This is a genomic window from Bacteroides sp. 44_46, from assembly GCF_001915465.1.
Classification (GTDB): Bacteria; Bacteroidota; Bacteroidia; order Bacteroidales; family Bacteroidaceae; genus Bacteroides; species Bacteroides clarus.
This window is the reverse complement of sequence record NZ_MNQO01000020.1, coordinates 226,356-249,884: the sequence shown is the minus strand read 5'-3', so window position 1 is coordinate 249,884 and position 23,529 is coordinate 226,356. Positions and strand designations below refer to the sequence as shown.

At 44.5% G+C, this 23,529-nt stretch carries 23 protein-coding genes; 5 read left to right on the top strand and 18 right to left on the bottom strand.

The genetic code is table 11. The features are described from left to right. The first annotated feature begins 22 nt into the window (after positions 1-22). The 5 genes from BHV73_RS13605 (at position 23) to BHV73_RS13585 (ending at position 6,419) form a co-directional block, all read left to right on the top strand. On the top strand, positions 23-1,768 hold the full coding sequence (locus BHV73_RS13605) for a bifunctional metallophosphatase/5'-nucleotidase (RefSeq protein WP_286738581.1): 1,746 nt from the start codon (positions 23-25) through the stop codon (positions 1,766-1,768). A 44-nt stretch (positions 1,769-1,812) separates the two neighbouring features. Next, a complete protein-coding gene (locus tag BHV73_RS13600; RefSeq protein ID WP_022218365.1) occupies positions 1,813-2,154 on the top strand; it encodes a DUF8478 family putative metalloprotein in 342 nt (113 codons plus the stop codon). Positions 2,155-2,388: 234 nt separating this feature from the next. Then, positions 2,389-4,686, top strand: a complete 2,298-nt coding sequence (locus BHV73_RS13595) for a TonB-dependent receptor (protein WP_022218364.1) — start codon at positions 2,389-2,391, stop codon at positions 4,684-4,686. A gap of 71 nt (positions 4,687-4,757) precedes the next feature. Next, the gene (locus BHV73_RS13590; RefSeq protein WP_022218363.1) at positions 4,758-5,639 is read left to right on the top strand and encodes a helix-turn-helix domain-containing protein; all 882 of its coding nucleotides are present in this window, start codon (positions 4,758-4,760) and stop codon (positions 5,637-5,639) included. 18 nt (positions 5,640-5,657) lie between these two features. Next, a complete protein-coding gene (locus BHV73_RS13585; RefSeq protein WP_022218362.1) occupies positions 5,658-6,419 on the top strand; it encodes a creatininase family protein in 762 nt (253 codons plus the stop codon). Positions 6,420-6,535: 116 nt separating this feature from the next. Here the strand turns inward: BHV73_RS13585 and BHV73_RS13580 are convergent, their stop codons facing one another. The 18 genes from BHV73_RS13580 to BHV73_RS13495 form a co-directional block, all read right to left on the bottom strand. Continuing rightward, positions 6,536-6,946 carry a DUF4878 domain-containing protein gene (locus BHV73_RS13580; protein ID WP_009120678.1) on the bottom strand — a complete coding sequence of 137 codons (411 nt, stop codon included), beginning with the start codon at positions 6,944-6,946 and terminating at the stop codon, positions 6,536-6,538. Positions 6,947-6,978: 32 nt separating this feature from the next. Further along, positions 6,979-7,605, bottom strand: a complete 627-nt coding sequence (locus tag BHV73_RS13575; RefSeq protein WP_195207229.1) for a C40 family peptidase — start codon at positions 7,603-7,605, stop codon at positions 6,979-6,981. A 181-nt stretch (positions 7,606-7,786) separates the two neighbouring features. Beyond that, positions 7,787-8,209 (bottom strand): BT0820 family HAD-type phosphatase, encoded by a 423-nt coding sequence (locus BHV73_RS13570; RefSeq protein WP_009120680.1) that lies wholly within the window; start codon positions 8,207-8,209, stop codon positions 7,787-7,789. Positions 8,210-8,225: 16 nt separating this feature from the next. Continuing rightward, positions 8,226-9,305, bottom strand: coding sequence for an OmpA family protein (locus BHV73_RS13565; RefSeq protein WP_087413006.1), 1,080 nt, complete (start codon positions 9,303-9,305; stop codon positions 8,226-8,228). Positions 9,306-9,317: 12 nt separating this feature from the next. Further along, positions 9,318-10,682 (bottom strand): type IX secretion system motor protein PorM/GldM, encoded by a 1,365-nt coding sequence (gene porM, locus BHV73_RS13560; protein WP_022218358.1) that lies wholly within the window; start codon positions 10,680-10,682, stop codon positions 9,318-9,320. Between the two features lie 10 nt (positions 10,683-10,692). Beyond that, positions 10,693-11,148, bottom strand: a complete 456-nt coding sequence (gene porL, locus BHV73_RS13555) for a type IX secretion system motor protein PorL/GldL (protein ID WP_009120683.1) — start codon at positions 11,146-11,148, stop codon at positions 10,693-10,695. A 49-nt stretch (positions 11,149-11,197) separates the two neighbouring features. Continuing rightward, on the bottom strand, positions 11,198-12,496 hold the full coding sequence (locus BHV73_RS13550; protein ID WP_286738574.1) for a carboxypeptidase-like regulatory domain-containing protein: 1,299 nt from the start codon (positions 12,494-12,496) through the stop codon (positions 11,198-11,200). Between the two features lie 35 nt (positions 12,497-12,531). After that, complete coding sequence (locus BHV73_RS13545) at positions 12,532-13,767, bottom strand: YjbH domain-containing protein (RefSeq protein ID WP_039950211.1); 1,236 nt, start codon at positions 13,765-13,767, stop codon at positions 12,532-12,534. 20 nt (positions 13,768-13,787) lie between these two features. Further along, entirely contained in the window at positions 13,788-14,489 is a 702-nt protein-coding gene (locus BHV73_RS13540) for a YjbH domain-containing protein (protein WP_039950213.1), read from the bottom strand. 139 nt (positions 14,490-14,628) lie between these two features. Then, entirely contained in the window at positions 14,629-15,711 is a 1,083-nt protein-coding gene (gene gmd / locus BHV73_RS13535) for a GDP-mannose 4,6-dehydratase (RefSeq protein WP_009120687.1), read from the bottom strand. Between the two features lie 12 nt (positions 15,712-15,723). Beyond that, the gene (locus BHV73_RS13530; protein ID WP_286738571.1) at positions 15,724-16,443 is read right to left on the bottom strand and encodes a WecB/TagA/CpsF family glycosyltransferase; all 720 of its coding nucleotides are present in this window, start codon (positions 16,441-16,443) and stop codon (positions 15,724-15,726) included. Between the two features lie 181 nt (positions 16,444-16,624). After that, positions 16,625-17,725, bottom strand: coding sequence for a GDP-L-fucose synthase family protein (locus tag BHV73_RS13525; protein ID WP_286738570.1), 1,101 nt, complete (start codon positions 17,723-17,725; stop codon positions 16,625-16,627). A gap of 84 nt (positions 17,726-17,809) precedes the next feature. After that, positions 17,810-18,139 carry a cupin domain-containing protein gene (locus BHV73_RS13520; RefSeq protein WP_009120690.1) on the bottom strand — a complete coding sequence of 110 codons (330 nt, stop codon included), beginning with the start codon at positions 18,137-18,139 and terminating at the stop codon, positions 17,810-17,812. Positions 18,140-18,146: 7 nt separating this feature from the next. Then, the gene (locus BHV73_RS13515; RefSeq protein ID WP_286738567.1) at positions 18,147-19,247 is read right to left on the bottom strand and encodes a glycosyltransferase; all 1,101 of its coding nucleotides are present in this window, start codon (positions 19,245-19,247) and stop codon (positions 18,147-18,149) included. Continuing rightward, positions 19,244-20,278 carry a DUF6625 family protein gene (locus BHV73_RS13510; RefSeq protein ID WP_286738566.1) on the bottom strand — a complete coding sequence of 345 codons (1,035 nt, stop codon included), beginning with the start codon at positions 20,276-20,278 and terminating at the stop codon, positions 19,244-19,246. The genes BHV73_RS13515 and BHV73_RS13510 overlap by 4 nt, the downstream gene beginning before the upstream one ends. Continuing rightward, on the bottom strand, positions 20,268-21,347 hold the full coding sequence (locus BHV73_RS13505; RefSeq protein ID WP_148359911.1) for a glycosyltransferase family 4 protein: 1,080 nt from the start codon (positions 21,345-21,347) through the stop codon (positions 20,268-20,270). Before BHV73_RS13505 ends, BHV73_RS13510 begins: the two co-directional genes overlap by 11 nt. 13 nt (positions 21,348-21,360) lie before the next feature. Next, entirely contained in the window at positions 21,361-22,455 is a 1,095-nt protein-coding gene (locus tag BHV73_RS13500; protein WP_148359910.1) for a glycosyltransferase family 4 protein, read from the bottom strand. Positions 22,456-22,460: 5 nt separating this feature from the next. Further along, positions 22,461-23,462, bottom strand: a complete 1,002-nt coding sequence (locus BHV73_RS13495) for a glycosyltransferase family 2 protein (RefSeq protein WP_286738565.1) — start codon at positions 23,460-23,462, stop codon at positions 22,461-22,463. Positions 23,463-23,529 lie beyond the last annotated feature (67 nt).

The window sequence follows — 23,529 nt, the reverse complement described above, 5'->3', positions numbered from 1 at the left end:
CTATATGATAAACCAAAGATATATGAAAAAGCTGACTTGTTGTTTTGTATGTATTTTCCTGCTTATCGGCACGGTTGCCGCGCAGGATAAAGAAGTGAAATTGAAAATAGTGCAGACCAGTGACATACACGGGAACTTTTATCCCCGTGATTTCATTCTCCAACGGGATGCCGTCGGAAGTCTGGCACGCGTGTACGCTTTCGTGCAGAAAGAGCGTGAGACGTATAAGGACAATCTGATTCTGCTGGATAACGGCGATATCCTGCAAGGGCAGCCCACCGCCTATTATTACAATTATATAGATACGGTATCCCCCCACGTAGCGGCCGAGATGCTGAACTTCATGGGATATAACGCCGGCAACATGGGCAACCACGACGTGGAAACGGGACGCGCCGTGTTCGACCGTTGGGCGGGCGACTGCCATGCTCCCGTACTGGGCGCCAACATCATCGAAACGGCTACGGGCAAAACCCACTTCCCGCCGTACGTGACGCTCGAACGCGACGGAGTGAGGATTGTCGTCCTCGGCATGATAACCCCCGCCATTCCGGTGTGGCTGTCCGAGAACCTGTGGAAAGGGCTCCGCTTTGACGACATGGAAGAAACGGCGCGCAAGTGGATGAAGATAATCCGTGAAAAGGAGCGTCCCGACATCGTAATCGGCATGTTCCATGCCGGACAGGACGCCCTGCTGATGGGCGGCAAGTATCGGGAGAACGCCTCGCTGGACGTAGCCCGCAATGTTCCGGGCTTCGATATCGTACTGATGGGACACGACCACGCCCGCGAATGTAAGAAAGTGCGGAACATCGCAGGCGACTCCGTACTGGTTATCGACCCCGCCAGCAACGGTGTGGTGGTGAGCGACATAGACATCACCGTGACGCTGCGCGACGGCAAGGTCACGGACAAGAAGATTGACGGCGTGCTGACCGAAACCGGAGCATACGGCGTCAGCGACGAGTTTATGAAACATTTCGCGTCACAGTACGCCACCATTCAGGATTTCGTATCGAAGAAGATAGGGCGTTTCACGGAAACCATCTCCACCCGTCCCGCCTATTTCGGTTCGTCCGCTTTCATCGACCTTATCCATACCTTGCAGCTGAATATCAGCGGCGCCGAGATTTCGCTGGCCGCCCCTCTGTCATACGACACCCGGATAAAGGAAGGGGACGTTTACGTGTACGATATGTTCAACCTGTACAAGTACGAAAACATGCTCTACACCATGAAGCTCTCGGGTAAGGAAGTGCACGACGCTTTGGAGATGTCCTACGACCTTTGGACGAACCGCATGACTTCTCCCGACGACCATATCCTGCTGTTCCGCGACAAGCCCCGCGAAGGTGCGGCGGACAGAGCCGCTTTCAAGAATTTCAGTTTCAACTTCGACTCCGCCGCAGGCATCATCTACACGGTGGACGTTACGAAGCCGAGCGGCCGGAAAGTAGCCATTCTCAGCATGGCGGACGGTACTCCGTTCGATATGAACAAGATGTACACGGTAGCCCTGAACTCTTACCGCGGCAACGGCGGTGGGGAGCTGCTGACAAAAGGCGCCGGCATTCCGCAGGATGAACTGAAAGAGCGCATCGTCAGCTCTACCGACAAGGATTTGCGCTACTACCTGATGCAGTACATCGAGGGGAAGAAAGTAATCGAACCCCGTGCGCTCGGCCAGTGGAAATTTGTTCCCGAGGAGTGGGCTGTTCCCGCTTCCAAACGTGATTATGAGTTCTTGTTTGGTAAAGTTCAGGAATAATTACTAACTTTGCGGCCTTAAAGTCAAAAGGCGGATAATAAGACGTGAAAAGGATTAAAAGAACCATATACGCATTATGCTTGCTGGTACTCTTTGTAGGGTACCAGGCAAGCGTAACGGCGTTTACTCACGTCCATTACGTCAACGGGGTATTGATTACCCACTCTCACCCTTTTCATAACCAACATTCACACTCCGCTACTTCGCTGATCGCTATCGGTTTGTTGTCGCACTTCAGTTCGGACAAACCGGATTGCAGCGAAATACAACACCCGATGCGTTCTTTGCTGCGGGTGGTGGAAAACGAAACCGATACGTCCGTCATCAAGGGAAAAGCGTATCGGATGATTTCTCTCCGCGCTCCCCCTTATTCCGTTACCCTTTGATATTGTCTGTACCAACGTCCGGTATTTGCCGTACCAACGCTTGGTATTCGTTGTACCGACGTTTGGTATCTGTCGTACCAATGCTTGGTATTCGCCGTACCAACGCCTGGTATCTGCCGTACCTACGGTTGATACCGGAATGGTACCGTTAAACAACTGATTTTTTAAAGAGTAAATGTTGAAGGTCAGCCCGTACGAGCTGAATCTGTAACAGAAATAAAAGCGATTATTCAAATGAAACATTATATATTGGCGTTGATGCTTACCGTGGTGAGTATCGGTGCGGCTATTGCCGCAAACCCGATAAGGGAAGGCAATATGATTTCCGGCCATGTCCTTGTGAAAGGTTCGGAAGAGAACATACCGTATGCCACCGTTTTGATTGTGGGTAGCGGACAGGGAACGGTATCCAACGAAGAAGGCCAGTTTGAGTTCAAGAACCTGCCGGCCGGTAAATATACGTTGCGCGTCTCTGCGGTAGGCTATAAGACGCAGGAAAAGGAGATTGAAGTCAACAAGGACTTTACGGCGGTGGTACATTTCCAGTTGCAGGAAGAAAGCTTCATGACCGATGAAGTTGTGGTTTCCGCCAATCGCAATGAGGTAAGCCGGAAGGCGGCTCCTGTGGTGGTGAACGTGATGAGCGCCAAGCTCTTCGAAATGGTGAACTCCACCGACCTAGCCAAGACGCTCAACTACCAGTCGGGCTTGCGTGTGGAAAACAACTGCCAGAACTGCGGTTTCCCCCAAGTGCGTATCAACGGTCTGGAAGGCCCTTACTCGCAAATCCTGATTAACAGCCGTCCCATCATCAGCGCGCTGAGCGGAGTGTACGGCTTGGAGCAGATACCGGTGAATATGATTGAAAGGGTAGAGGTAGTGCGCGGCGGCGGTTCGGCGTTGTTCGGCGCCAATGCCGTGGGCGGAACCATCAATATCATCACCAAAGACCCCATCAACAACTCCTTCCAGGTATCGAGCATGTTCTCCAATATGGACGGCAAGTCCTGGGAGCAGTACATGGGCGGGAACGTCTCTCTGGTGGCCAAAGACAATTCCTATGGAATTGCCCTCTACGAAAGCTACCGCAACCGCAATCCTTACGACCGCGACGGTGACGGTTTCTCCGAACTGGGCAAGCTGAACATGAATACTTTCGGCTTCCGCGCCTATTACCGTCCCACGCATTTCAGCCGCATCAACCTGGAGTATCACACTACCAACGAATTCCGCCGCGGCGGCAACAAGTTCGACCTTCAGCCGCACGAAACGGACATCACCGAGCAGACCAGGCACATCATCAACAGCGGTGGACTGAGCTACGACCTCTTCTGGCGCGAGTATAAGCATAAAATATCGTTGTACGGCTCTATCCAGCACACCGACCGCAACAGCTACTACGGCGCGCAGAAGGATATGAACGCCTACGGCAAGACGAACGACCTGACCTGGGTGGCAGGCGGCATGTACGTAGGCAATATGGACAACTGCCTCTTCGCCCCCGCCACCTTTACGGGCGGACTGGAGTATCAGAACAACTCCATGCACGATGTCATGACGGGCTATCACCGCGACATGCGGCAGGATGTACGCATCGCCAGCGCCTTCGTGCAGAACGAATGGAAGATGAATGTGCTGACCATGCTCGTAGGCGCCCGTTTGGATAAGCACAACCTGATAGACAAGCTGATATTCAGTCCCCGCGTCAACCTGCTTTATAAGCCCGCCGAGGATTTTCAGGCGCGCCTAACGTACTCCACCGGTTTCCGCGCGCCGCAAGCGTACGACGAAGACCTGCATGTGACCGCGGTCGGCGGCGAAGGTGTGCAAATCAAGCTGGCGGACAACCTGCGCGAGGAACGTTCCAACAGTTACAGCGGTTCGGTGGACTGGACCACCCGGCTGGGACACTGGCAGGCCAATATCCTCGTAGAGGGTTTCTATACCGACCTGCGCCATGTATTCGTGCTCGAGGACATCGGCAAGAACGATATGGGCGATGTGATTAAGGAGCGCCGTAACGGTAACGGCGCCCGTGTGTACGGCGCCAACCTCGACGCCAAGATTGCCCATGGCAAGGAAGCGCAGTTCCAGCTGGGCTTTACCGCGCAGCGCAGCCGCTATACCCGGGAAGAGGTTTGGACGCAGGTGGACGGTGAAGACCTGACCACCAAACGTATGCCCCGCACGCCCGACTATTACGGCTACTTTACGTTCTCGTCCACCCCGGTGAAGAATTTCGACTTCTCTCTGTCGGGCACGTATACGGGCAAGATGATTGTGCCGCACTACGCCGGGTATATCGAGAAAGACCGCATGGAGAATACGCCCCACTTCTTCGACCTCAATCTGAAACTGAACTATACCTTCGTGCTGCACGACCATATCAAGTTTCAGTTGAATACGGGCGTGCAAAACATTTTCAACAGTTTCCAGAAGGATTTGGATAAGGGAGAGTTTCGCGATGCCGGTTATTTTTACGGACCTACACAGCCGCGTACGTTCTTTATCGGCTTTAAAATAATGAATTAGGATAACATTCACGATTTTTAAATTAATAATTCCGTGAATAATCCTATATTTGCCGGCAAAGCACAAGAACAATGAATACAAAACAGATACGCAACGTTGATATCTCCGGAATACAGCATCTGCCCATGATTGACTTTATCGGCAATGATTTCGCTATTTTTGATGATATAAGGGATATTCCTTTTACGCCATATCCTACGCGCCTGAACGCCGCTTGCCTTGCTGTCTGCCGGAAAGGCCGGTGTAAGATGAACATCAACCTGCAGGAATATGAAATGAAAGAGGGAGTGCTTTGTATCATCTTGCCCGAGCAAATCGTGCAGCAGGGCGAACGTTCCGATGATTTCTCCGGCAGCTTTATAGCGGTGTCCAGAGATTTCATGGATTTGGTGATACCTACCATGCAGCAGCTGTTTCCCATGTTCTTCATGATAAAGGAGCGGCCTTGCATCGATATCACCGCCGACGAGTTGCAGGCGTTCGAGGAATATCACTCTTTCCTGTGGAGCAAGGTGAAGCTGAAAGACAACCCGTACCGCAAGGAGATTACGCAGGGATTGTTGCTGGCTCTGTTCTACGAGATATACGACATCTATCAGGGGCATAATACCGCTAAGGAGCGCACTCCGAAAAGCCGCAAGGAAGATTTGTTTGAACGCTTCATACGGTATGTTTCCGAGCACTATAAAGAGGAGAGGAGCGTGTCTTATTATGCCGACAAGATGTTCCTTACCCCTAAGCATCTTTCCACCGTGGTGAAAGAGGTGAGTGGAAAGACGGCGGGCGAGTGGATTGACAGCCTGGTGATTCTGGAAGCGAAAGCCATGCTGAAATCGTCCGAGCAGAGCATTCAGGAGATAGCCGATGAGTTGCACTTCGCCAATCAGTCGTTCTTCGGCAAATACTTTAAGCATCATACCGGCCTCTCGCCCAAGGAATACCGGAAGCAGTAATTTCTAAAGATAACAGCTATGGAAAAAAGAGAAATAGACCTTACCGTTTCCTGCTATGGAAAGGTGAAAGACGTGAAGTATGACGTTGTGATTCTTCCCTGGGGAGCCACCGAGCCGCATAACCTGCATCTGCCGTATCTCACGGACTGCATCCTGCCGCATGACATTGCCGTGGATGCCGCCGCTTTGGCGTTGGAACGTTCCGGCGTGCGCTGCATGGTGATGCCGCCCGTACCTTTCGGCGCCCATAATCCCGGACAGCGGGAACTTCCTTTCTGCATCCATACCCGTTACGCCACCCAGCAGGCCATCTTGGAAGATATTGTGGCTTCCCTTCACGCCCAGGGCATCCGCAAGCTGATTATCATCAGCGGTCACGGCGGGAATAATTTCAAAGGAATGATTCGCGACCTTGCCTTCGTCTATCCCGATTTCCTGATTCTGGCGACGGACTGGTTCGGCATCGTTCCCACCAAGGATTATTTCGAGGCCGCCATAGATGACCATGCCGGTGAATCGGAGACTTCGGCCATGATGTACTATCATCCCGAGCTGGTGAATCTTGATGAGGCCGGTAACGGAGACTCCCGTCCGTTTGCCATTGCCTCGCTGAATGAAAAGGTGGCGTGGGCACCCCGTCATTGGGACAAAGCCACTGTGGATAGCGGGGTGGGCAATCCCGGAAAGGCGTCCGCGGAGAAAGGCGGGCGGTATCTGAAACCGGTCATTGAGAAACTGGCGACGCTCTTTGAGGAAGTGGGGCGGCACGAACTTTACTGAGATAAGATTTCTATATAAAACGACAGACAGCTAAATAAAATCCGGACAGCTGCGGCAGAGGAATTCCTTCCTTTACTCCGTATGCTGTCCGGTATCTTTTCAGAGCTGTTCGGGCTTTACTTTCCTATGGACATCAGCCATTTGCCGTCTTTCTTCACCATTTGCTGCTCACCCTCTTCGGTCTCGCCGTTGCCGTAAGTGTATTTGGTCTTTACCACAGCGGTATTGCCGTCCTCGGCCACTTGTTCCGAGAGGATTTCGATGTCCTTTATGCCGCCTTTCTTCTCGTATTCCTTCGATACTTTTTCTTTGAGCATGGATACCAGCGCTTCTTTTTGTTCCTTTACCTTGGCGGCATCCTGACTGTCGTCGAAAGCCAGTCCTTCTACGAAATTCTCATAATCGCCGCTTTGCAGATACCCGCTGTACTTTTTCAACGCGTCGCCCGGAGTGCTTGGGGAAGAAGAGCAAGCCGCCATTACGAAGACTGCCATTACCATCATGGTGAAGTAGAATACTTTTTTCATACGTTTTTTGTTTTAAGTGAATAATGTGTGTGTTAAAAACAGTATATCAAACAGAGGCGTCCGCTCTGCGCAATATCGTTCGGCATCAGATAGTCACCGCTCATGCCGGGGATGTTGACGGAAGTGGTTCGGCCTTCGGACAGGTCTATCCCTTCTTTCCGGTACACATAGTCGATGAGTTCCGTGCAATACATCTCGGTGGTATCGTTCAAGTCGTAGTCATGGTCGAACAACAGGTGTTTGCGGAAAAGTCCGAGTGCGCTTCGGGCGGCTCTGCATGCAAGGGCGGAGTCTGCTTGCACATGCATCACGGCACCCCGCGCGGCTTTTCCCGCATCGAAGAACCGCTCGACGGGTTCCATCTTTATCCTGTCCGCATCTCCCTTAAAGTCCGGTTCGCCGGGAACGGCGTGTATCACGTACCATGCTCCGCACTCTTTCTTCAGGATGCCGGTATGCGAGTATCTTCCCTCGCTGTCGGCCGCCAGCACTATGCGGCTGGTGAATCCGGTGCCTCTTCTGAATACGATGTCTCCTTCTCTGAATAATTCTTGGGGCAGGTGTAGGCCTTCCTTGGGGGGATTATCTTTGCAAGCGCTAAGGAAAAGCAGGGAGAACAGGCTGATTGCAAACGGCGTAATATGGGTGTTGTTTTTCATTAGGCACAAATATAACAAAAAAGGCAACATCTGTTAACAGATGTTGCCTAATTTTTTTAGTGTACCCTAAAAACTAATCTCTCTCTCTTATAAAAACTAATTTACTCTATCGTTTTCTAAATGACGCTGCAAATTTAAAGAGTCTTTTCGGAGTACGATTTGACATAAGTCAAAAAAACGGTTACTTTTTGAGGAAACTCCAGAGTCCGCCTTTTTTTGAGGGGGGAGTTTTATCATTGTCACGATACAGCTCCTCGTACGTCAGCTTCTCCTGAACCATGCGGTAGATGTCTCCCCAGTCGGGCAGGCCGCCCAAGTTGCGGTCGTCGATGAAGATGTCCGCTTTTACTTTGCGCGAGAAACCGTGATGGGCGGTGTCCTCTTCGGGGTAGTCACGGTTGATGGCATAAAATTCCACGCCCCGTTCCCTGCACCATTCCACAGCCTCGTCCAGCAGTTTCCCCTCACGTACGGTCCATAGTATCAGCCGATGATGAGCCTTAATCAGCATTTTCAGCGTATCGATGGCGAAAGGTATTTCGTTTCCGATTTTAGGGTATCGGTGTTCTACGATTGTGCCGTCAAAATCAATGGCGATAGTCATAGAAGTGAATTTCTGTTTATAAGTTGCTCGGAATGAAGATAATCATCGCGTTGTTTCCGGTCTTGTTTGCATAGCCCATGGATTCGGGAGCGGCGGATGCAATTCTTTCGGGAGCGATGTTGTACTTCTCTACCAACATTTTCTTGATGGCTTCCGTGCGTTTGTTGCGCAGTTCGGTTTCGGCTTTCTTGTCCTTTACGTCATTGCTGAATGCTACAATCTTGATAACGGCAGGATTCTCGGTCATCCATTCGCCGATATTGTTCAGCTTGCCGGCTTGCTCTTCGCTGATGAAGGAACTGAACTCGTCAAAGTGGATATCTACGGAAATGATACCTTTCTGTTGGGCAGGCTCGATAACGATGTTCTTTCCTGCTTCCACCTTTTGAGTGTTTTGCGATTCCTGTTTCAGTTGCTTGATTTCTTCCAGCATACGGTTCATCTTGTCTTTGATTTCCTGTATGTCGGTTTTGTCGGCGAAAGCCTCATTCTTAGCCTTCCGGGATGTTTTGTACTTGTCTTTGAAGCTGTATGTGACACCGATATTCACGCCGGATTGTACAAATACGTCATCGGCATCTTTGCCCTTGTAGTATTTGGGCAGGATGGTAAACGAAGGTTCAATGAATAGGCTGAGCTTTCTGTTCAGGTTGTACGACGCCTGTAACGCTATCTTTCCACCGATGGAGCTGACGTTCTTGTTATCGATGTCGAGCTTGTTCGTGTTGAAGTAGTTGTAGCTGGCTCCGACGATAGCCGCCAGGTTGAAAGGCTGGTATCCTTTATTTCCCACCAAGGTCAGCATATAGTCCAATTCGGCTCCGTATTGCTGGGCGCGCATGGTCTTTACACGGTTCTTTCCGGCAAACGCGTTGATGCGGAATGCCGAGTAGCGGGTCAGTTGGATACCGGCTCCCACTTTGCCGCCGACAATCATGTTTCCGGTAGTATTGGACAGCCATTCTCCGTTAACGGCTCCGGTTACGAACCAGTTGTACTTTTGGAACGATGTTTTGTCATTTTGTTCCTGTGCAGTAAGACTACCGGCACTCATCAGCGCAGCAGCCAATATAATGTGTTTAAATCCAAATTTCATAACTTTACTTTTTTAATAGAGTACTACGTTGATAGAGCCGATTTGCTCATCTGTCTTTTGTCCGCCGGACACGGTAATGGATGTGATGTAGAATTTATCACCTGCCTGTAACTGTTCGATGGCTTTCTTCTGCTCGCCGGAGAATTTGTTACCTTTGTTTTTAAGGGTAATAACCTTGTTGCTTCCGGCTTCGATGAATACCGTTTCGAAAGATACGACTTTATATTTCACCTGAGGGCCTTCATTGGCTTGCGCCACCAGTTCGTTCATGCCGAGCAAATGACTTTTGCCAAGAGGTACATCACCCTTGTATAACGTGTTTTTACCGTTATGGGAATAAGAGAGGTAAGGTTGCGGAGCGGGCAGATTTCTGACCTCGTATTCATAACGTGCCAATACATCGGCTCCATCGCTCACGGTAATGACGGCGGTACGGCTGTTGTTGTCGGGCAGGGCGATGTAGCGGTTGTTGCGCATCACTACCTTACCGTTCTTCATGGAAACTTTCAGTTGCTCTTGAGGAATACCGATGCTCGTCAGTTGCAGCTTATTGTCGTATCCTTTGTATAATACGGCGGCTTCGGGAGCCATTTGTACAAAAGGCTTCTTCAGGGTTCCGTCGGCCAGGATGTCGGTAGGTACTCCGTTTACGAAGATTTGGTTATCCGAAAGCTCTGCCGGTTCCTTTTCAACTTCTTTTTCGGCTTCCTTTTGAGGTTTGCCGGCTTCCGGGGTTACTTCCGAAGTCTGTATTCCCGTTCCGTTTGTCATGGCGAGCAACACTTCCTTTTCGCAGCTCAGCAATTCCATCTCCATTTTGTCAAGCATGGTGATACCTGCATTGGCAGTCAGATGCGAGAACGTTTCCTCTTCCCATGAAGCGTTGTCGGTTTGAGGAGTGATGTTCATATAACTGCTTACGAGTTTTTTCTGCGCGTCACCGGCAAGCATACTTTCCATTTCCTGCTTGTAGGTTGCGATGCTGTTTTTAAGATTATTACCCCGTTTGTTGCTGAGGAGTACATCAGGAGTCGCCTTTTCGTTATCGCGGTTCTTGAGGATACCGCTCTGATATTCGTCTTTATCGGCTGTCCGTATGATGTTTTCTTTCAGGTCGTTCAACTCTTGCCGAATGGCATTGGTTTTCTCTTTGACAGATTGTACCTGTCCCGTGACTTCCGGCTTTTCCTGCTCCAGGCGTACTCTTAATTCTTCGTTGTATGTTTGGAGCTGTGCTATTTGCGGGCGGTAGTCATTGCTGATAATATCATAACCCTCTATGGCATCTTTAGATATATGGATGGCCAATATAGCGATTAAGATGATATATATCAGGTTAATCATTTTTTGCCTTGGCGGCATTACATATTTTGACATAACAGCTATTTTACTTTGTTGTTTTTACGTTCATTGTATCCTGCATTTGTTTGTATTGTTTGTTCAGCAGGTCCATTTGTTGCTTCACTTGTTTCAACTGGGCTTCATGGGCTTCGTTCAATGCTCTCACGTTCTCTTCCAGCTTAGCCATTTCCTGTTTGTAGTTTTCACCGTTTCCGGACAGTTTGAAGTTCACGGAAGCAACTTTCGGGTCGGTATTCGCCAGTTTGTCGTTCAGGATAGGAAATACTCTTTCCCATTTATATTCTCTGGTGGGTTCGTCGAATCCTGAGATGAAGAAGATAAATACTTCGGTGTACAGGCCTATACCCAAAAGTATGTTACCGTATGGGAAATCACCGATTTTGGAGATGGCACCTAGAATTACCAGACAAGCACCCCAACAATAGCAAAAGTTGTAAAAACGTTTTCCGGTTCTACTTGATAAAAAATTACGTAAACTCATAGGTATGTGTTATTTAAATAATAGTTTTGATTAACTCTCGTGTATGCGGTTATTTACCGGTACTACCGCCGGAGTGTTGGCTGATGGGGCCGTTGGTATATTCTTCCGTGTATCCGTTGTAGCTGTTCAAGTTAACTTCCACCGGAGTGCTTTGGCCGTTAATCATGACATGGAATGTGTAAGTCTTTGCCAGGATGTTGGCTTTGTTTCCGTAATACAATACGTGGTTACCGCTGATGTTGGTAGTCAGTTCGGTTGCTGTTTCATATACGCCTTCCTTACCTTCCTGCAGTTCGATGTATCGCTCTATTGCGGCGGCCAGTTTCTGAGAAGCTCCTTTGGCAGCCAATGCCGTGGCCGGAGAAGTGGTGTATGTCCAGCCGTTTTTCACCGTTACATTCAGTTTCACACCGGTCATGGCATTGAATTCTCTGTTTTCCAGTTTCAATACTTCGCTTTTTCCGTTCACGGCATTGTATTCCACGGTACCCGATGTTTTGCTGCTTTTGTCGAATTTCACATTCATCTCATACTTTCCTGCTATTTTTTCTCCGGCAGGGATGGTGATTTCATATCTGTTGTCCCCGGCGTTGAATACCGGTTTACCTAAAGATTTGTCCGCTCTTGTAGCAACTTCGTCTTTTTTAACGGCAGACATATAATCGGTATCGAAATAACCGTCCGTCGCATCATCAGCAAGGTTATTCACGGCGATGGTAACAGCTTGTTTAGCCACCATATCGGCCGGATCTGTTTTAACGGCTACATTGCTTACCGGTACTTGAGTCTCATTTCCTGTTGCGATTTTAGCTTCTTCATATACAACCGCCGCAACTTTTGTATTTTCTGTTACCGTACCTGCCGGAATAGTGATAGTGGCAGGATCGGCATTGGTGTCTACAATGTTCGGTGCCGTAACTACCGCATCAGCAGCAGGTGTTGCGGTTTCGGTATGATTCTCATCATATACAATCTCTTTTGCCATTCTTACATTCAAGGTCACCTGGCTACGGTTTTTGGCAGAAGATGCGATGCTTGTCTCTGCTTCGAAAGTCTGCAGGCCGCTTGCTGTAAATTTTACTTTGTATGCGGTGGCGTCGTTCACAGTCAGTTTATATACTCCTTTACTGTCTGTTGTCGCAGAAACGTTGCCGGTTTCCACTTTAGCGTTTGCCACTACTCCTTTACTGTCGCTCACTTGTCCTACAATGTAGTATTCGGTTTTATCTTTTAGAGGATCGTCTACAATTTCATTTGTTTTGTCATCTCCGCCGATACTACAACCGGTTGTACTGAAAGCCATTGCGCATAACAAAAGGCTTCCGAATAAAAAACTTTTCTGTTTCATGATTTTGTCTTTAAAAACTAATTTATTTGATTTATTTATTTTATTGATTTTGATTGGGCTTTCTTCGCTTCCTTAATCAGGAAATAACGGATATAATCAGGTTGGTAGAATCCGCCGCTTCTGTTTTCGTCAGGGCGGGTATAATAGCTTTTTCCCATTTGTTCGTCGATATATTTCCCATGCGCCACCATGCTGTAAGTCCATGCAAAATAGTCGGCGGGTTTCACCCGGAAGAATCCTTTTCGGTTCCATTTCTTTCCGGGCAAAGGGATTGCAAAATGGAAGCCGCCGTTTATTTCTCCGCTTGTATATATTCCGAAAAGACCGATTGCATATTCCCCGAAATGCCGTGTGCAATCACCTCTTATGCCGTAGTCGCCAAATACGTAGCGGTTGGCGCTCAGGTCGAACTGCAGGTTGGTATGCGGTTCGTAATAAGATGCCGTGACCGATGCGTTCACACGCATTTTGGTACCGATGTACCAACCCTCATCGGCTGTTACGGCAGAAAACCCGGTTACTCCCATTTGGGCCCCGACCTCTGCACGTCCGTTGTCGGTACGGTATTTTATCGCCAGTTGGGCGCCTATGCGGTTATCGGTGAAGTTTCCCACAGTGAGACGTCCGAATAAGTTATGCTTCAACCGTACATCCTGCGATATGGTGATTATCCCCGGCCGTACCCGTTTCATTTCTCCGGTCAGATTGGTCGCTATGGGAAGTATCACCTGTGCGGTCGCTTTGGCTCCTTTCCATAGAGCCATTTCCACTGCCGGATTCAGGTTTATCGCATAGGTATAAAGCTCATCAAAGGTATTGTTCTCGAGAAAAAGGTCCGGATAGATAACGACGTCCACTTTCCATGCCGAGGTATTTTCCGGTTTTTCGCTTTTCTCCAATACCTTCATGGCGTTGTCTGTATCAACGGATATCCGCATCCGTTGGTATACTTGCGCAAGGCCGATGTCTCCTTTTTTGTAGGCATGTACCAGTGAGTCCGGCATATCGATATATAAACGGGGGATTCTGTTTTCCAGTACCACCATCTGCAAGTTACCGCCGGGTATACCGTCAAGGCAGGCTGTAACGGCTTTTCCTATGCCGGTGTATGTTCCCCGGTATACATTATTCTCAAAAGCCACTGTTGTCGTTTCCGGCGTCTGTACGCACCGGATATTCTCCATGCCGATTTCCTTCAGCTTCGCCATGATTTGGGCATCTGCCGTGGTGCACAGTAGCATCAGAAATGCAACGATGTATATTCTTTTCATTCTGACCGGTAGCCTTGTCGTTAATGTATCAGCGTACATTCATACCTGATTCCGCCTGCTATGCAGTTGAACTCTCTGGTAAAAACATGTACGGACAAATGCTTCCATAACCTGACGGCGCTGCCTACGTTAAACCCATCGGAGTCGTATTCCGCCATGAAACTGATTTCTCTGCATCGGGCGGGAGAGTAGCTGATGCCGCCGAACGGTCCGTCCTGCACACTGTGTTTGTTCAGCGGGAAGTAATATCCGGCAGTCAGCGCCAGCCTGTCGCCTTTCACTATCGAGAAACTCTTGGTAAGCACTCCGTAAACGGTAGCGAAATAGTTGGTGCCCATATCTTTGAACGGGTCATTGGTACCTATCACTATGGAAGGATGATACTTTCCTTCTTTCAACGGGCGCACACGCGCCGTCATTGAACGGTCTTGTTGGAAATATCCTCTTTTTCCGTCATACCGGGTGGTTTTCAATAACGTACATCTGTAACTCAGTTCTAAGATGGATAGAAACGTGATATTAACGAAGTAATTACCCGTATTGAATTTAAAAGGGGTCATTCCGTCCGGCAGGTAATTAGCCCCGCCCATGAAAGTACCTGTTTCCCGCATGTCCGCCGTGGGTATGTTCAACAAGCCGGTATTTCCCATGGAATACTGCGCCCGTATCACTGTACAACAGAAAAACAGGAAAAATAGTAATAAGTATTTTTTTATAGGCATTATACCTCGGGAGAGTATGCTACGCTTTTGCCTGTCACATAGGTAATGGTTTCACAGACAGACAAATTGAAGAAAACGAAAAACGACACAAATGTATACATTCTGTTTGTACAAAACAAGGAAAATGAGAAAAATGTATTTATTCTTCCATTTGTGCTTTCAGATACAATTTCTTTGCGAACTTCATATCATGAGCCACCATGATTCTTACAAGTTCGGGGAAGCTTGTTTTTGTAGGATTCCAGCCCAGCAATGTCTTTGCTTTGGTCGGATCACCCAATAACTGTTCCACTTCACAGGGACGGAAATATTTCGGATCTACTTCCACCAACGCTTTGCCGGTTTTCACATCGATACCCTTTTCATTCACGCCTTCACCTTCCCAGCGCAGTTCTATACCGGCTTCTTTGAAAGCGAGGGTGGCAAATTCGCGCACTGTATGCATTTCACCGGTGGCAATCACGAAATCTTCCGGTTTGTCATGTTGCAGGATAAGCCACATGCATTCCACATAATCTTTGGCGTAACCCCAGTCACGACGTGCATCCAGATTTCCTAAATACAGCTTGTCCTGGAATCCTTGCGCTATGCGTGCGGCTGCCAGTGTAATTTTGCGGGTTACGAATGTTTCGCCGCGGCGTTCGCTCTCATGGTTGAAGAGAATACCGTTTACTGCATACATGTCGTAACTCTCGCGGTAGTTCTTCGTAATCCAGAATCCGTACTGCTTGGCCACACCGTACGGGCTGCGCGGATAGAAAGGAGTAGTCTCTTTTTGCGGCACTTCCTGCACTTTACCGAACAGTTCCGAGGTAGAAGCCTGATAAATTCTTGTCTTCTTCTCCATACCCAGAATCCGTACGGCTTCCAGCATACGCAGTGTACCTACCGCATCGGCTTCCGCCGTATATTCGGGTACATCGAAAGACACTTTTACATGGCTCTGCGCGGCGAGGTTGTATATTTCATCCGGTTGTACCTGCTGGATGATGCGAATCAATGAACTGCTGTCCGTCATATCTCCGTAGTGCAGATTTACCAGACGGTCTTTCTTCATGTCACGTACCCATTCGTCCAGATACAGATGCTCTATACGTCCTGTATTGAAAGAAGACGAACGGCGCAGTATGCCGTGAACTTCATAACCTTTTTCAATCAAAAACTCGGCGAGGAACGAACCGTCCTGTCCGGTGATACCGGAAATCAGTGCTACTTTTTTCATTTTGTGTATTTATTAATTTGATATTTTTTCTTTTAATAAGTATCCTAAAAAGAGGGTATTGCCTATGATATACCTTTTCCACATTCTTTTGGGCTCCTTTATCAGGCGGTACAGCCATTCCAGACTATGCTCCTGCCACCACAATGGAGCGCGTTGTATGTTTTCAGCGAAGAAGTCGAATACGGCGCCTATGGTACCTATCGTACCGTTTACATTCAGCTCTTTCAGATGGGTGTATGCCCATTTTTCCTGCTTGGGAGCGGTCATGCCCACCCATAGTAAATCCGGATTTACACGGTTTACGGCTTCTATCATCTGTTGGTTGTCTTTTTCGGAAAATTCAGCTTTGTAGGGTGGGGAATAGGTTTCGACTTGAATGTTGGGATATAGCCTGACGGCTTTTACTTTGATTTTCCTTAATGTGTCGTCATTGCTGCCCAGGAAGAAACAGGTACCGCCTTTCCGGTTTAATTTATTCATTTCGTGCAGAAATAAATCCCAGCCGGCAATTCTTTCTATCTTTTTATGTCTTAAAAGCTTAAAGGCCAATACAATGCTTGCACCATCGGGAATCAAGGCGTCACCTTTCAGTAATGCTTCGGCAAATGCCGTATCTTTCTGAGCTGTATTATACGAGTGAGCATTGATTGTATTTATCAGCAATTTGCCTTTAGGCAACGCATCAAGCTCACTTCTGCAGCCCAGAAGCGAAACTGTTCTTAATTTCAACATGTATATTGGAAAAATGTGTTTACCGTGGAGTACGCTACGCTATTGCCTGTCACACAGAAGGTAAATAGGACAGACACTAATATTTAAGTATGATTTATGCGGCAAAATTAAGTCAAATGTATATTATAAGCAAGAAAAAATGTGAAAATGTATATATTTATCGGTAATCGTATTATCCGGCTCAGTTTGTTTTATGGTTGATACAGATACCTTTCAGATACCATTGATACAGTCTGTGAATACCTTCGTCTATTTCCACTTTATGGTGCCAGCCTAAATTGTGTAATTTGGTTACATCCGTCAGTTTGCGCAGCGTACCGTCCGGTTTGCTTGTATCCCATCTTAATTCGCCCTTAAATTCTATTTCAGCCATAATCTTCTCGGCTACTTCCTTGATGCTGAGTTCCTTTCCGGTTCCTACATTGATATGGCAGTTACGTATTTCTTTTGTTTCCGGATTATAAGTATCCTTGAAATCAACATTCAGTAATACGTGTACGCTGGCATCCGCCATTTCCTCACTCCATAGGAATTCACGCAGCGGAGTTCCTGTACCCCACAGCGTCACAGCTTCTTGTGTAATTCCGAATTTTGCCAGTTTCGCTACTATTTCTTCATTGGTATAACTTCCGTCCACACCTTCTACCGGGCGTAAATCAATGTCTTTCCTTACCGCATCCCAATTACCTTCGTTCAGGCATTTGGCTAAATAAATCTTACGTATCATGGCAGGCAGCACATGGCTGTTTTCCAAATGGAAATTATCATTCGGACCGTATAGGTTGGTTGGCATCACCGCTATGTAATTCGTTCCGTACTGCAGGTTGAAACTTTCGCACATCTTCAGTCCAGCTATTTTTGCAATCGCATACGGTTCATTGGTATATTCCAATGGAGAAGTCAGTAATACTTCCTCTTTCATCGGTTGCGGAGCTTCACGCGGGTAGATGCAGGTACTTCCCAAAAAGAGTAGCTTTTTCACACCATGCCGGAAACTCTCACCTATAACATTCTGTTGTATCTGCAAGTTCTGATAAATGAAATCCGCCCGGTATTGCAGGTTGGCCATGATTCCCCCTACATGGGCGGCGGCAAGTACCACAGCGTCCGGTTTTTCTTCGTCAAAAAATCTTTTTACGGCCACTCCGTCCAGCAACTCCAGCTCCTTGTGCGAACGTCCTACCAGGTTTGTATATCCTCTTTGTAACAGGTTATTCCAAATAGCCGAACCCACTAGTCCGTGGTGACCGGCTATAAAAATCTTAGCGTTTTTCTCTAACATATCTAATACCGATTCTATATATTGATTATTTTATTTCTACGTTATTGGGCAGTTAAACATAGCCTATCTGCCTTGGCTTTTATATCAATGAACAGCACAACCTATAGTTATGATTTCAATATCCGTAATTGCTTTTAAAGCGTGCAGGGTATTAGTAGGTATGCTGATAAAGTCTCCACTGCTACATGCTATCTGTTCCTTGCCAACTGTCATCATTGCATCTCCTTTTTGAAACAGGAAGAATTCTTCCATGGTGGGGTGTAGGTGCTCTTCTGCTACTTCTCCAGCTTTTAGTTGGGTTACGGCAATTTGGGTGAGATCTGTATTGGTATCTTTGTTGGTTAGTAAAATATATTTTTGTCCGATGTGATGAGTGGTTACACAAGGGTGTATATCAAATAATCTTTTTTTCACTGAAATGTTACGCTGTGATTATACAATCTTCTAAAATATTTTTTATTCGTACTTCGAATTTGTCTAGAGTGAATTCGTTAAGAAACTTTTTTCTTCCTGCTTTTCCCATGTTGGCACATTGCTGGGGATGTTCCATTAAATATTCTATTTTTTCAGCAATTATTTTGGGCGAATGCTTTTCTATTATATATCCGGTTTTCTCATTTTCTATAATGGAAGGAATACCGCCTTCATTAGTGCTGATACAAGGAAGGCCTTGTTCCATTGCTTCTAACAATACCAATGGGAAACATTCGTTATTGTAATAGGTTGGGAATACAAATACATCAGTTTTTTGTAGGAATACATCTTTCTCATTACCGTATTTAGCTCCATGAGCAAATACGTATTCTGTGAGTTCCCTTTTGTTAATTTCATCTGTAAACAGTTCTTCTTTGATATCACTCCATTTGCCTACAAAATGGCATTTTATAGGTTTCCCTTTTTTCTTTAATATCGTACATGCCTCTAATAAATCCCACACACCCTTTTCTTTCATCATATTTGATAGAAATAGAATGTTGAATTCTTTTTGAGGAACTATAGGCAGATTTTCGTGAATAGGTATTCCGTTAGGGCAAATATAGACATCTTTATACTTTACATATTTCTTTATGTCTTGATATAAATTCTCTGATAACAGAATAACTTTCAGATTTTTGAAGAACATTTTGTATAATAAGTTATCAAAACATCTGTTTTGTCTTGTTGCAACGCCTTTGTTATGGTAGTGAACAATTACGTTTTGTCGCATTATTTTTAAGAGCATAACTACAAGAAAATCTTTGTAGAATGCACCACCTTTTGCATTAGGGGTCACGTAACATTGTTGTGGTTTTATAGATTTTATTAGTAGTCTGACCTGTTTCAGCTGTTTATAGAAATCTTTCAGCTTTCTCATGCCACCTTTTCCTATGTCGTTTAGGTCTTTTGCTAATGCAAGATTTAAATAGTGACAGTCAAAAGTGTTATTTATTACTTCACTATCATGTATGTATTTTCCCACCATAGATGCACCATGTACAGGTGGAGGTAGATGGAGAATAAATAAAATCTTTTTATTTTTCATACTTTATAGTGTGAATATATACCAATATGGCGTAGTAATCTTAGAAGAATAGGTATTATAGGCTTTGATTTTACTTTTCTGTATAATAATTTTACCCCCCCCCTATGCGTATTTCCTATCTGTTTACTCATTACTATATTATGTTGGTATTGCTTTAATATACTATTTTGTGTGTTATAAATACATTCTTGGAACATTTGGAGTGGTAGAAACATTTCATTGTATAGTAGAAAAGAATCTAGTTGTTGTGTAATAATATTTATTTTTCTCTTTTGTAAATGGCAATATGCATATTCTTGTGTATTTTCTATTCCGCTTGGTGAAATTGAATAAGCAAAAATATGACCATTTTCATATTTTGCAATAATAGGATAATTACAGAAACGTATGAACATCGGACTATGGCGTTTTTTTATATCAGGAGGAGTTACATCCAGTACTTTTCTGTACAACCAATCATATTGTGATGTTTCTTTTATATTTAAATATTTTCGGATATTTGTAGCTCCCCATTCATCAAAAATTAGATTTTTCTTTGTTGTTCTAACTTCGTTAAAAGAAAAAGAAGGCATTGAAGAGTTTGTATATAAAAAACATTTTTTCAAAAAGTCAGTATTTTTACAAATCGTAAATGCGCCACCACCACCTATTACATCATATTTTTCAATAGAGTTCTCATTGATAATAAGTTGTAGATTTCCCCAAATAATATCAGGGTCACACCATCCCCAATAATCATAATTGCAAACGATATCTTCAAATATGAGGCCGTAAGCTGGCTTATAATCACATAATTTATAAGGGGATGATAATGAAACCTTCTTTTTAGTTTTTTCTTGTAGCCGTTGCTTTATTTCATTCAATGAGATCTTTTTTAAATGGATATTTTCTGGCAGTTGATAAGAAAATTCACTATCTGTAATGATATAGAAGTCTATGAACGAATTGTGCGATGCACTATCTATCCATAGATGAAAATAGTTTGGAAATACTCCGTAATAAGGCAAAATCAAGCAAATTTTATATTTCATGATTTTTGTATATTTGTTCATATTCATATTGCATTTTCTCAATAGAGAAATTTGTTTTCGCATACTCGTATGCTATATTCACATATTCTTCATAATGTGTTGTGTTTTCAAGTGATAAGATTAATTGGACAAAATCAGTAACATTATTGTTATTTACTTTCAAAGGCCATTTCTCCGGAAGTGTATCTTTTAAACCGGGGCAGTTATTGATAATGGTTGGTGTGTGTGCTAAACTTGCTTCGATAGGTATTAAAGCAAGCCCTTCGTGATTTGAGGGCATAAATAAATAATCAAAATCTCCTATATATTGATTCAATCCAAAAATCTTATCATAAAAAGATACATTAGTTGATGCTCCTAAAGCTTTATGTACTTTTTCTTTCATAGAGCCATTACCTACTATGTGAAAATAAAACTTGGAATTATATTTTAATGCATTTACGACTTCTATAAGTTGATCTACTCCTTTTTGGTATTCTAATCTTCCGGCAAATAAAATATTTATTTTGTTTGCTATGATATATTTGAATTTATTTTGTTTAACAGATTGTAGCCCATTGAATATAATTTGTGGTGTTTCTCCATAAATTTGCTTATAACGTAGTTGTGTTGATTGGCTGATAGCTATGTTTGCATGTCTTTTCTTGAAAAAAGCTTCAACTTTACAGCCTATTTGAGGCCATTGATTCCATAATTCTGTATTGTGGATTGTGCGGACATATTTTATGCTTGGGAATATCCACCCAAACATTTTATACCATAAATATATACTTAGGTCTGGTATTTCTGTATGTGTATGGATTATTTGCGGTTTCCATTTAAACGATAGATATATGAACCATAGAGGAAACAATATTATTGCAATTTTATTGTTTGTAATATGCGAACGATGGAAACAAATACCGCAGTCATGTAATTCTTTAATAAAAGATTGACTGAATTCTCCATTTCCTCGAACAACTTCTACAAGATGATATTCCATCCCTACAGTTGGTGATTTGGCTATGTTGACAGCTACCCTTTCTGCTCCTCCTATATCAAAATGAGTGATAATATGGAATATACGCATATGCCGGTAATTTTTAATGTTGTATATAATCCAAAAACTTTTTAGCAGTTGATTCCCATGTAAAATATTCTATGATTCGTTTTTGTGCATTTTGAACTTTTTTACCGGAATGTATTATTTGGGCCATTTCTTCTACCGAATTACACAGAAAACCACTCTCTCCATTTTCAATGATACAGTCAGGGCCGGGTGCATGCCGTGCCACTACTGTTACATTATGATACATCGCTTCAAGAATAGCCATGCCAAATATTTCATTGGGATTAAAGTTTATTACATAATCGGCAACTTCATAATATGCATGAACTTTTTCATTTGGAATTTTACCAACAAACAATATATTGCTATATATATCGTTCGATTTTAATTTTTTCATATATTCCTCTGTTTGCATCCAAGGTGCTCCCGCATGCACTAATAAGTATTTATCTCCTAATACCTCTCCTAAAGGAAATATATCCATGGGATGCTTGTCTGGTCTTAATGCACACACCAAGAATACAATGATTTTGTTGTGAGGTAATTCTAACTCTTTTTTAAGTTCTTCTTTAGAATTTATTGTTAGTGGAATAATATCTGTATCTAATCCGACAGGAGCCCATTCAGCACTCGTTACACCTTTCTGTTTCAATTCATCAACCACAGCCGGAGTTTTACAAAAGACTTTTGTTTTTCTGAATGCGGAAAAGTTTCTGCTGCTTAACTTGTCCATTATCCAGCGTGAAATGGCTTTGGGTGAAGAACTATGTACTGTCCCCACATAGCAATAGTGTTTTAACCCATGCTTTTGGCAGAAGTTTACGGCTTCCGGTACACAGAGCAGGTTATCGCTTTGTAAGTGAAACACGTCTATTTCCAAAAAAAGTAGTAACGGGAAATCTGGCAGAATATGGTGAACAAATCGCATCCGATAGGGTAGATAGACCTTCTTGATGTTTGGAGTTATGGTCATTTCTTTACCACACCGTTTGTCTTCTCGGGGCATCCAATATACAATGGTCGTTTGGTGTCCTATCTGTTCCAATGCTTTAGCCAGTCCTATCTCTTGGACGTTGTAGCTATCGGTACTCCACTCTCCGCAGTCTAAATGAATATATCCGATTTTCATAGATCTTAGAATTTATAACGTTTTAGCAGATACTTGATATTCTTAATGACATTCAAGTATAACTTGATGCTTACAAAGGCTTTTTCTTTCAGCAGCCATCGTTCCGTTTGGCATAAAAAGCCTTTACTTCTAAATTGTAGCATAGCATCGTAATATGGTTGTTGGCAAACTACTTCTTCAATTTTCTTATTGCTTATTCTTTGTGTTTTGTAGTTGGCAACTAAAGCAATAATCCATCGGGTCCATCTGCGTTGAAACAAATCTTTTATCTCATCTTTGAAAGATTGTTGTTCGAGAATTCTGTTTATTTTATCAAATATGATTTGATAGTCTGCTGCATGTTGCAATGCGCGTTTCCCTGTCGCACTGTTCAAGTTCTCTCGATAGAAGTAAAGAGGTGTGTCTATGGCAGAATAATTTTGTATGTGCTGATAATAATTGAGTGAAAACATAAAGTCTTCGCACGTCTTCATATTTTCGTTGAAGCTTAGCTGATATGCGGTGATAATACTTCTTTTGAATATTGCGCAACAAACGGATAGCGAAACAATTTCCAAACAAATAGCTTCGTTATACAATTTGTTTATTTCTTGATATATCCCTTCCGATAATCTGAACCTGCCCGTTTCCTGTTTATTTGAATTTATCCAACGGATATAGTTAAAGGTGATAAGGTCGGGTTCTCCTTTAATAGCTTGACCGATGACTTTCAAATAATCTTTGCTAACAAAATCATCACTGTCGACAAAAGAAATGTATGCCCCTTGGGCTTTTTCTAAACCATAGTTTCGGGCTTTGCTGACTCCTCCGTTTTTTAGATGGAAGACTTTCACACGGTTGTCTCTTTGGGCATATTCGTCACATATTATAGGTGAACCATCCGTAGAGCCATCATCTACCAGAATGAGTTCAAAAAGTATGTAGTCTTGGCACAGGATGCTGTCGATGCACTGATTTAAATAGTGCTCTACGTTATAGACGGGGATGATGATGCTATGAAGTGGCATATTATATGTTGTGATGTTTTTTAAATAGTGTCAGACGTATTTTAGCTAAGATATTTATAATACCACC

What these genes read in the sequence shown, in the direction of transcription:
- BHV73_RS13605 (WP_286738581.1), top strand. Translation starts at nt 23, where the DNA reads ATGAAAAAGCTGACTTGTTGTTTTGTATGTATTTTCCTGCTTATCGGC.
- BHV73_RS13595 (WP_022218364.1), top strand. Translation starts at nt 2,389, where the DNA reads ATGAAACATTATATATTGGCGTTGATGCTTACCGTGGTGAGTATCGGT.
- BHV73_RS13590 (WP_022218363.1), top strand. Translation starts at nt 4,758, where the DNA reads ATGAATACAAAACAGATACGCAACGTTGATATCTCCGGAATACAGCAT.
- BHV73_RS13585 (WP_022218362.1), top strand. Translation starts at nt 5,658, where the DNA reads ATGGAAAAAAGAGAAATAGACCTTACCGTTTCCTGCTATGGAAAGGTG.
- BHV73_RS13580 (WP_009120678.1), bottom strand. Translation starts at nt 6,946, where the DNA reads ATGAAAAAAGTATTCTACTTCACCATGATGGTAATGGCAGTCTTCGTA.
- BHV73_RS13575 (WP_195207229.1), bottom strand. Translation starts at nt 7,605, where the DNA reads ATGAAAAACAACACCCATATTACGCCGTTTGCAATCAGCCTGTTCTCC.
- BHV73_RS13570 (WP_009120680.1), bottom strand. Translation starts at nt 8,209, where the DNA reads ATGACTATCGCCATTGATTTTGACGGCACAATCGTAGAACACCGATAC.
- BHV73_RS13565 (WP_087413006.1), bottom strand. Translation starts at nt 9,305, where the DNA reads ATGAAATTTGGATTTAAACACATTATATTGGCTGCTGCGCTGATGAGT.
- porM (WP_022218358.1), bottom strand. Translation starts at nt 10,682, where the DNA reads ATGTCAAAATATGTAATGCCGCCAAGGCAAAAAATGATTAACCTGATA.
- porL (WP_009120683.1), bottom strand. Translation starts at nt 11,148, where the DNA reads ATGAGTTTACGTAATTTTTTATCAAGTAGAACCGGAAAACGTTTTTAC.
- BHV73_RS13550 (WP_286738574.1), bottom strand. Translation starts at nt 12,496, where the DNA reads ATGAAACAGAAAAGTTTTTTATTCGGAAGCCTTTTGTTATGCGCAATG.
- BHV73_RS13545 (WP_039950211.1), bottom strand. Translation starts at nt 13,767, where the DNA reads ATGAAAAGAATATACATCGTTGCATTTCTGATGCTACTGTGCACCACG.
- BHV73_RS13540 (WP_039950213.1), bottom strand. Translation starts at nt 14,489, where the DNA reads ATGCCTATAAAAAAATACTTATTACTATTTTTCCTGTTTTTCTGTTGT.
- gmd (WP_009120687.1), bottom strand. Translation starts at nt 15,711, where the DNA reads ATGAAAAAAGTAGCACTGATTTCCGGTATCACCGGACAGGACGGTTCG.
- BHV73_RS13530 (WP_286738571.1), bottom strand. Translation starts at nt 16,443, where the DNA reads ATGTTGAAATTAAGAACAGTTTCGCTTCTGGGCTGCAGAAGTGAGCTT.
- BHV73_RS13525 (WP_286738570.1), bottom strand. Translation starts at nt 17,725, where the DNA reads ATGTTAGAGAAAAACGCTAAGATTTTTATAGCCGGTCACCACGGACTA.
- BHV73_RS13515 (WP_286738567.1), bottom strand. Translation starts at nt 19,247, where the DNA reads ATGAAAAATAAAAAGATTTTATTTATTCTCCATCTACCTCCACCTGTA.
- BHV73_RS13510 (WP_286738566.1), bottom strand. Translation starts at nt 20,278, where the DNA reads ATGAAATATAAAATTTGCTTGATTTTGCCTTATTACGGAGTATTTCCA.
- BHV73_RS13505 (WP_148359911.1), bottom strand. Translation starts at nt 21,347, where the DNA reads ATGCGTATATTCCATATTATCACTCATTTTGATATAGGAGGAGCAGAA.
- BHV73_RS13500 (WP_148359910.1), bottom strand. Translation starts at nt 22,455, where the DNA reads ATGAAAATCGGATATATTCATTTAGACTGCGGAGAGTGGAGTACCGAT.
- BHV73_RS13495 (WP_286738565.1), bottom strand. Translation starts at nt 23,462, where the DNA reads ATGCCACTTCATAGCATCATCATCCCCGTCTATAACGTAGAGCACTAT.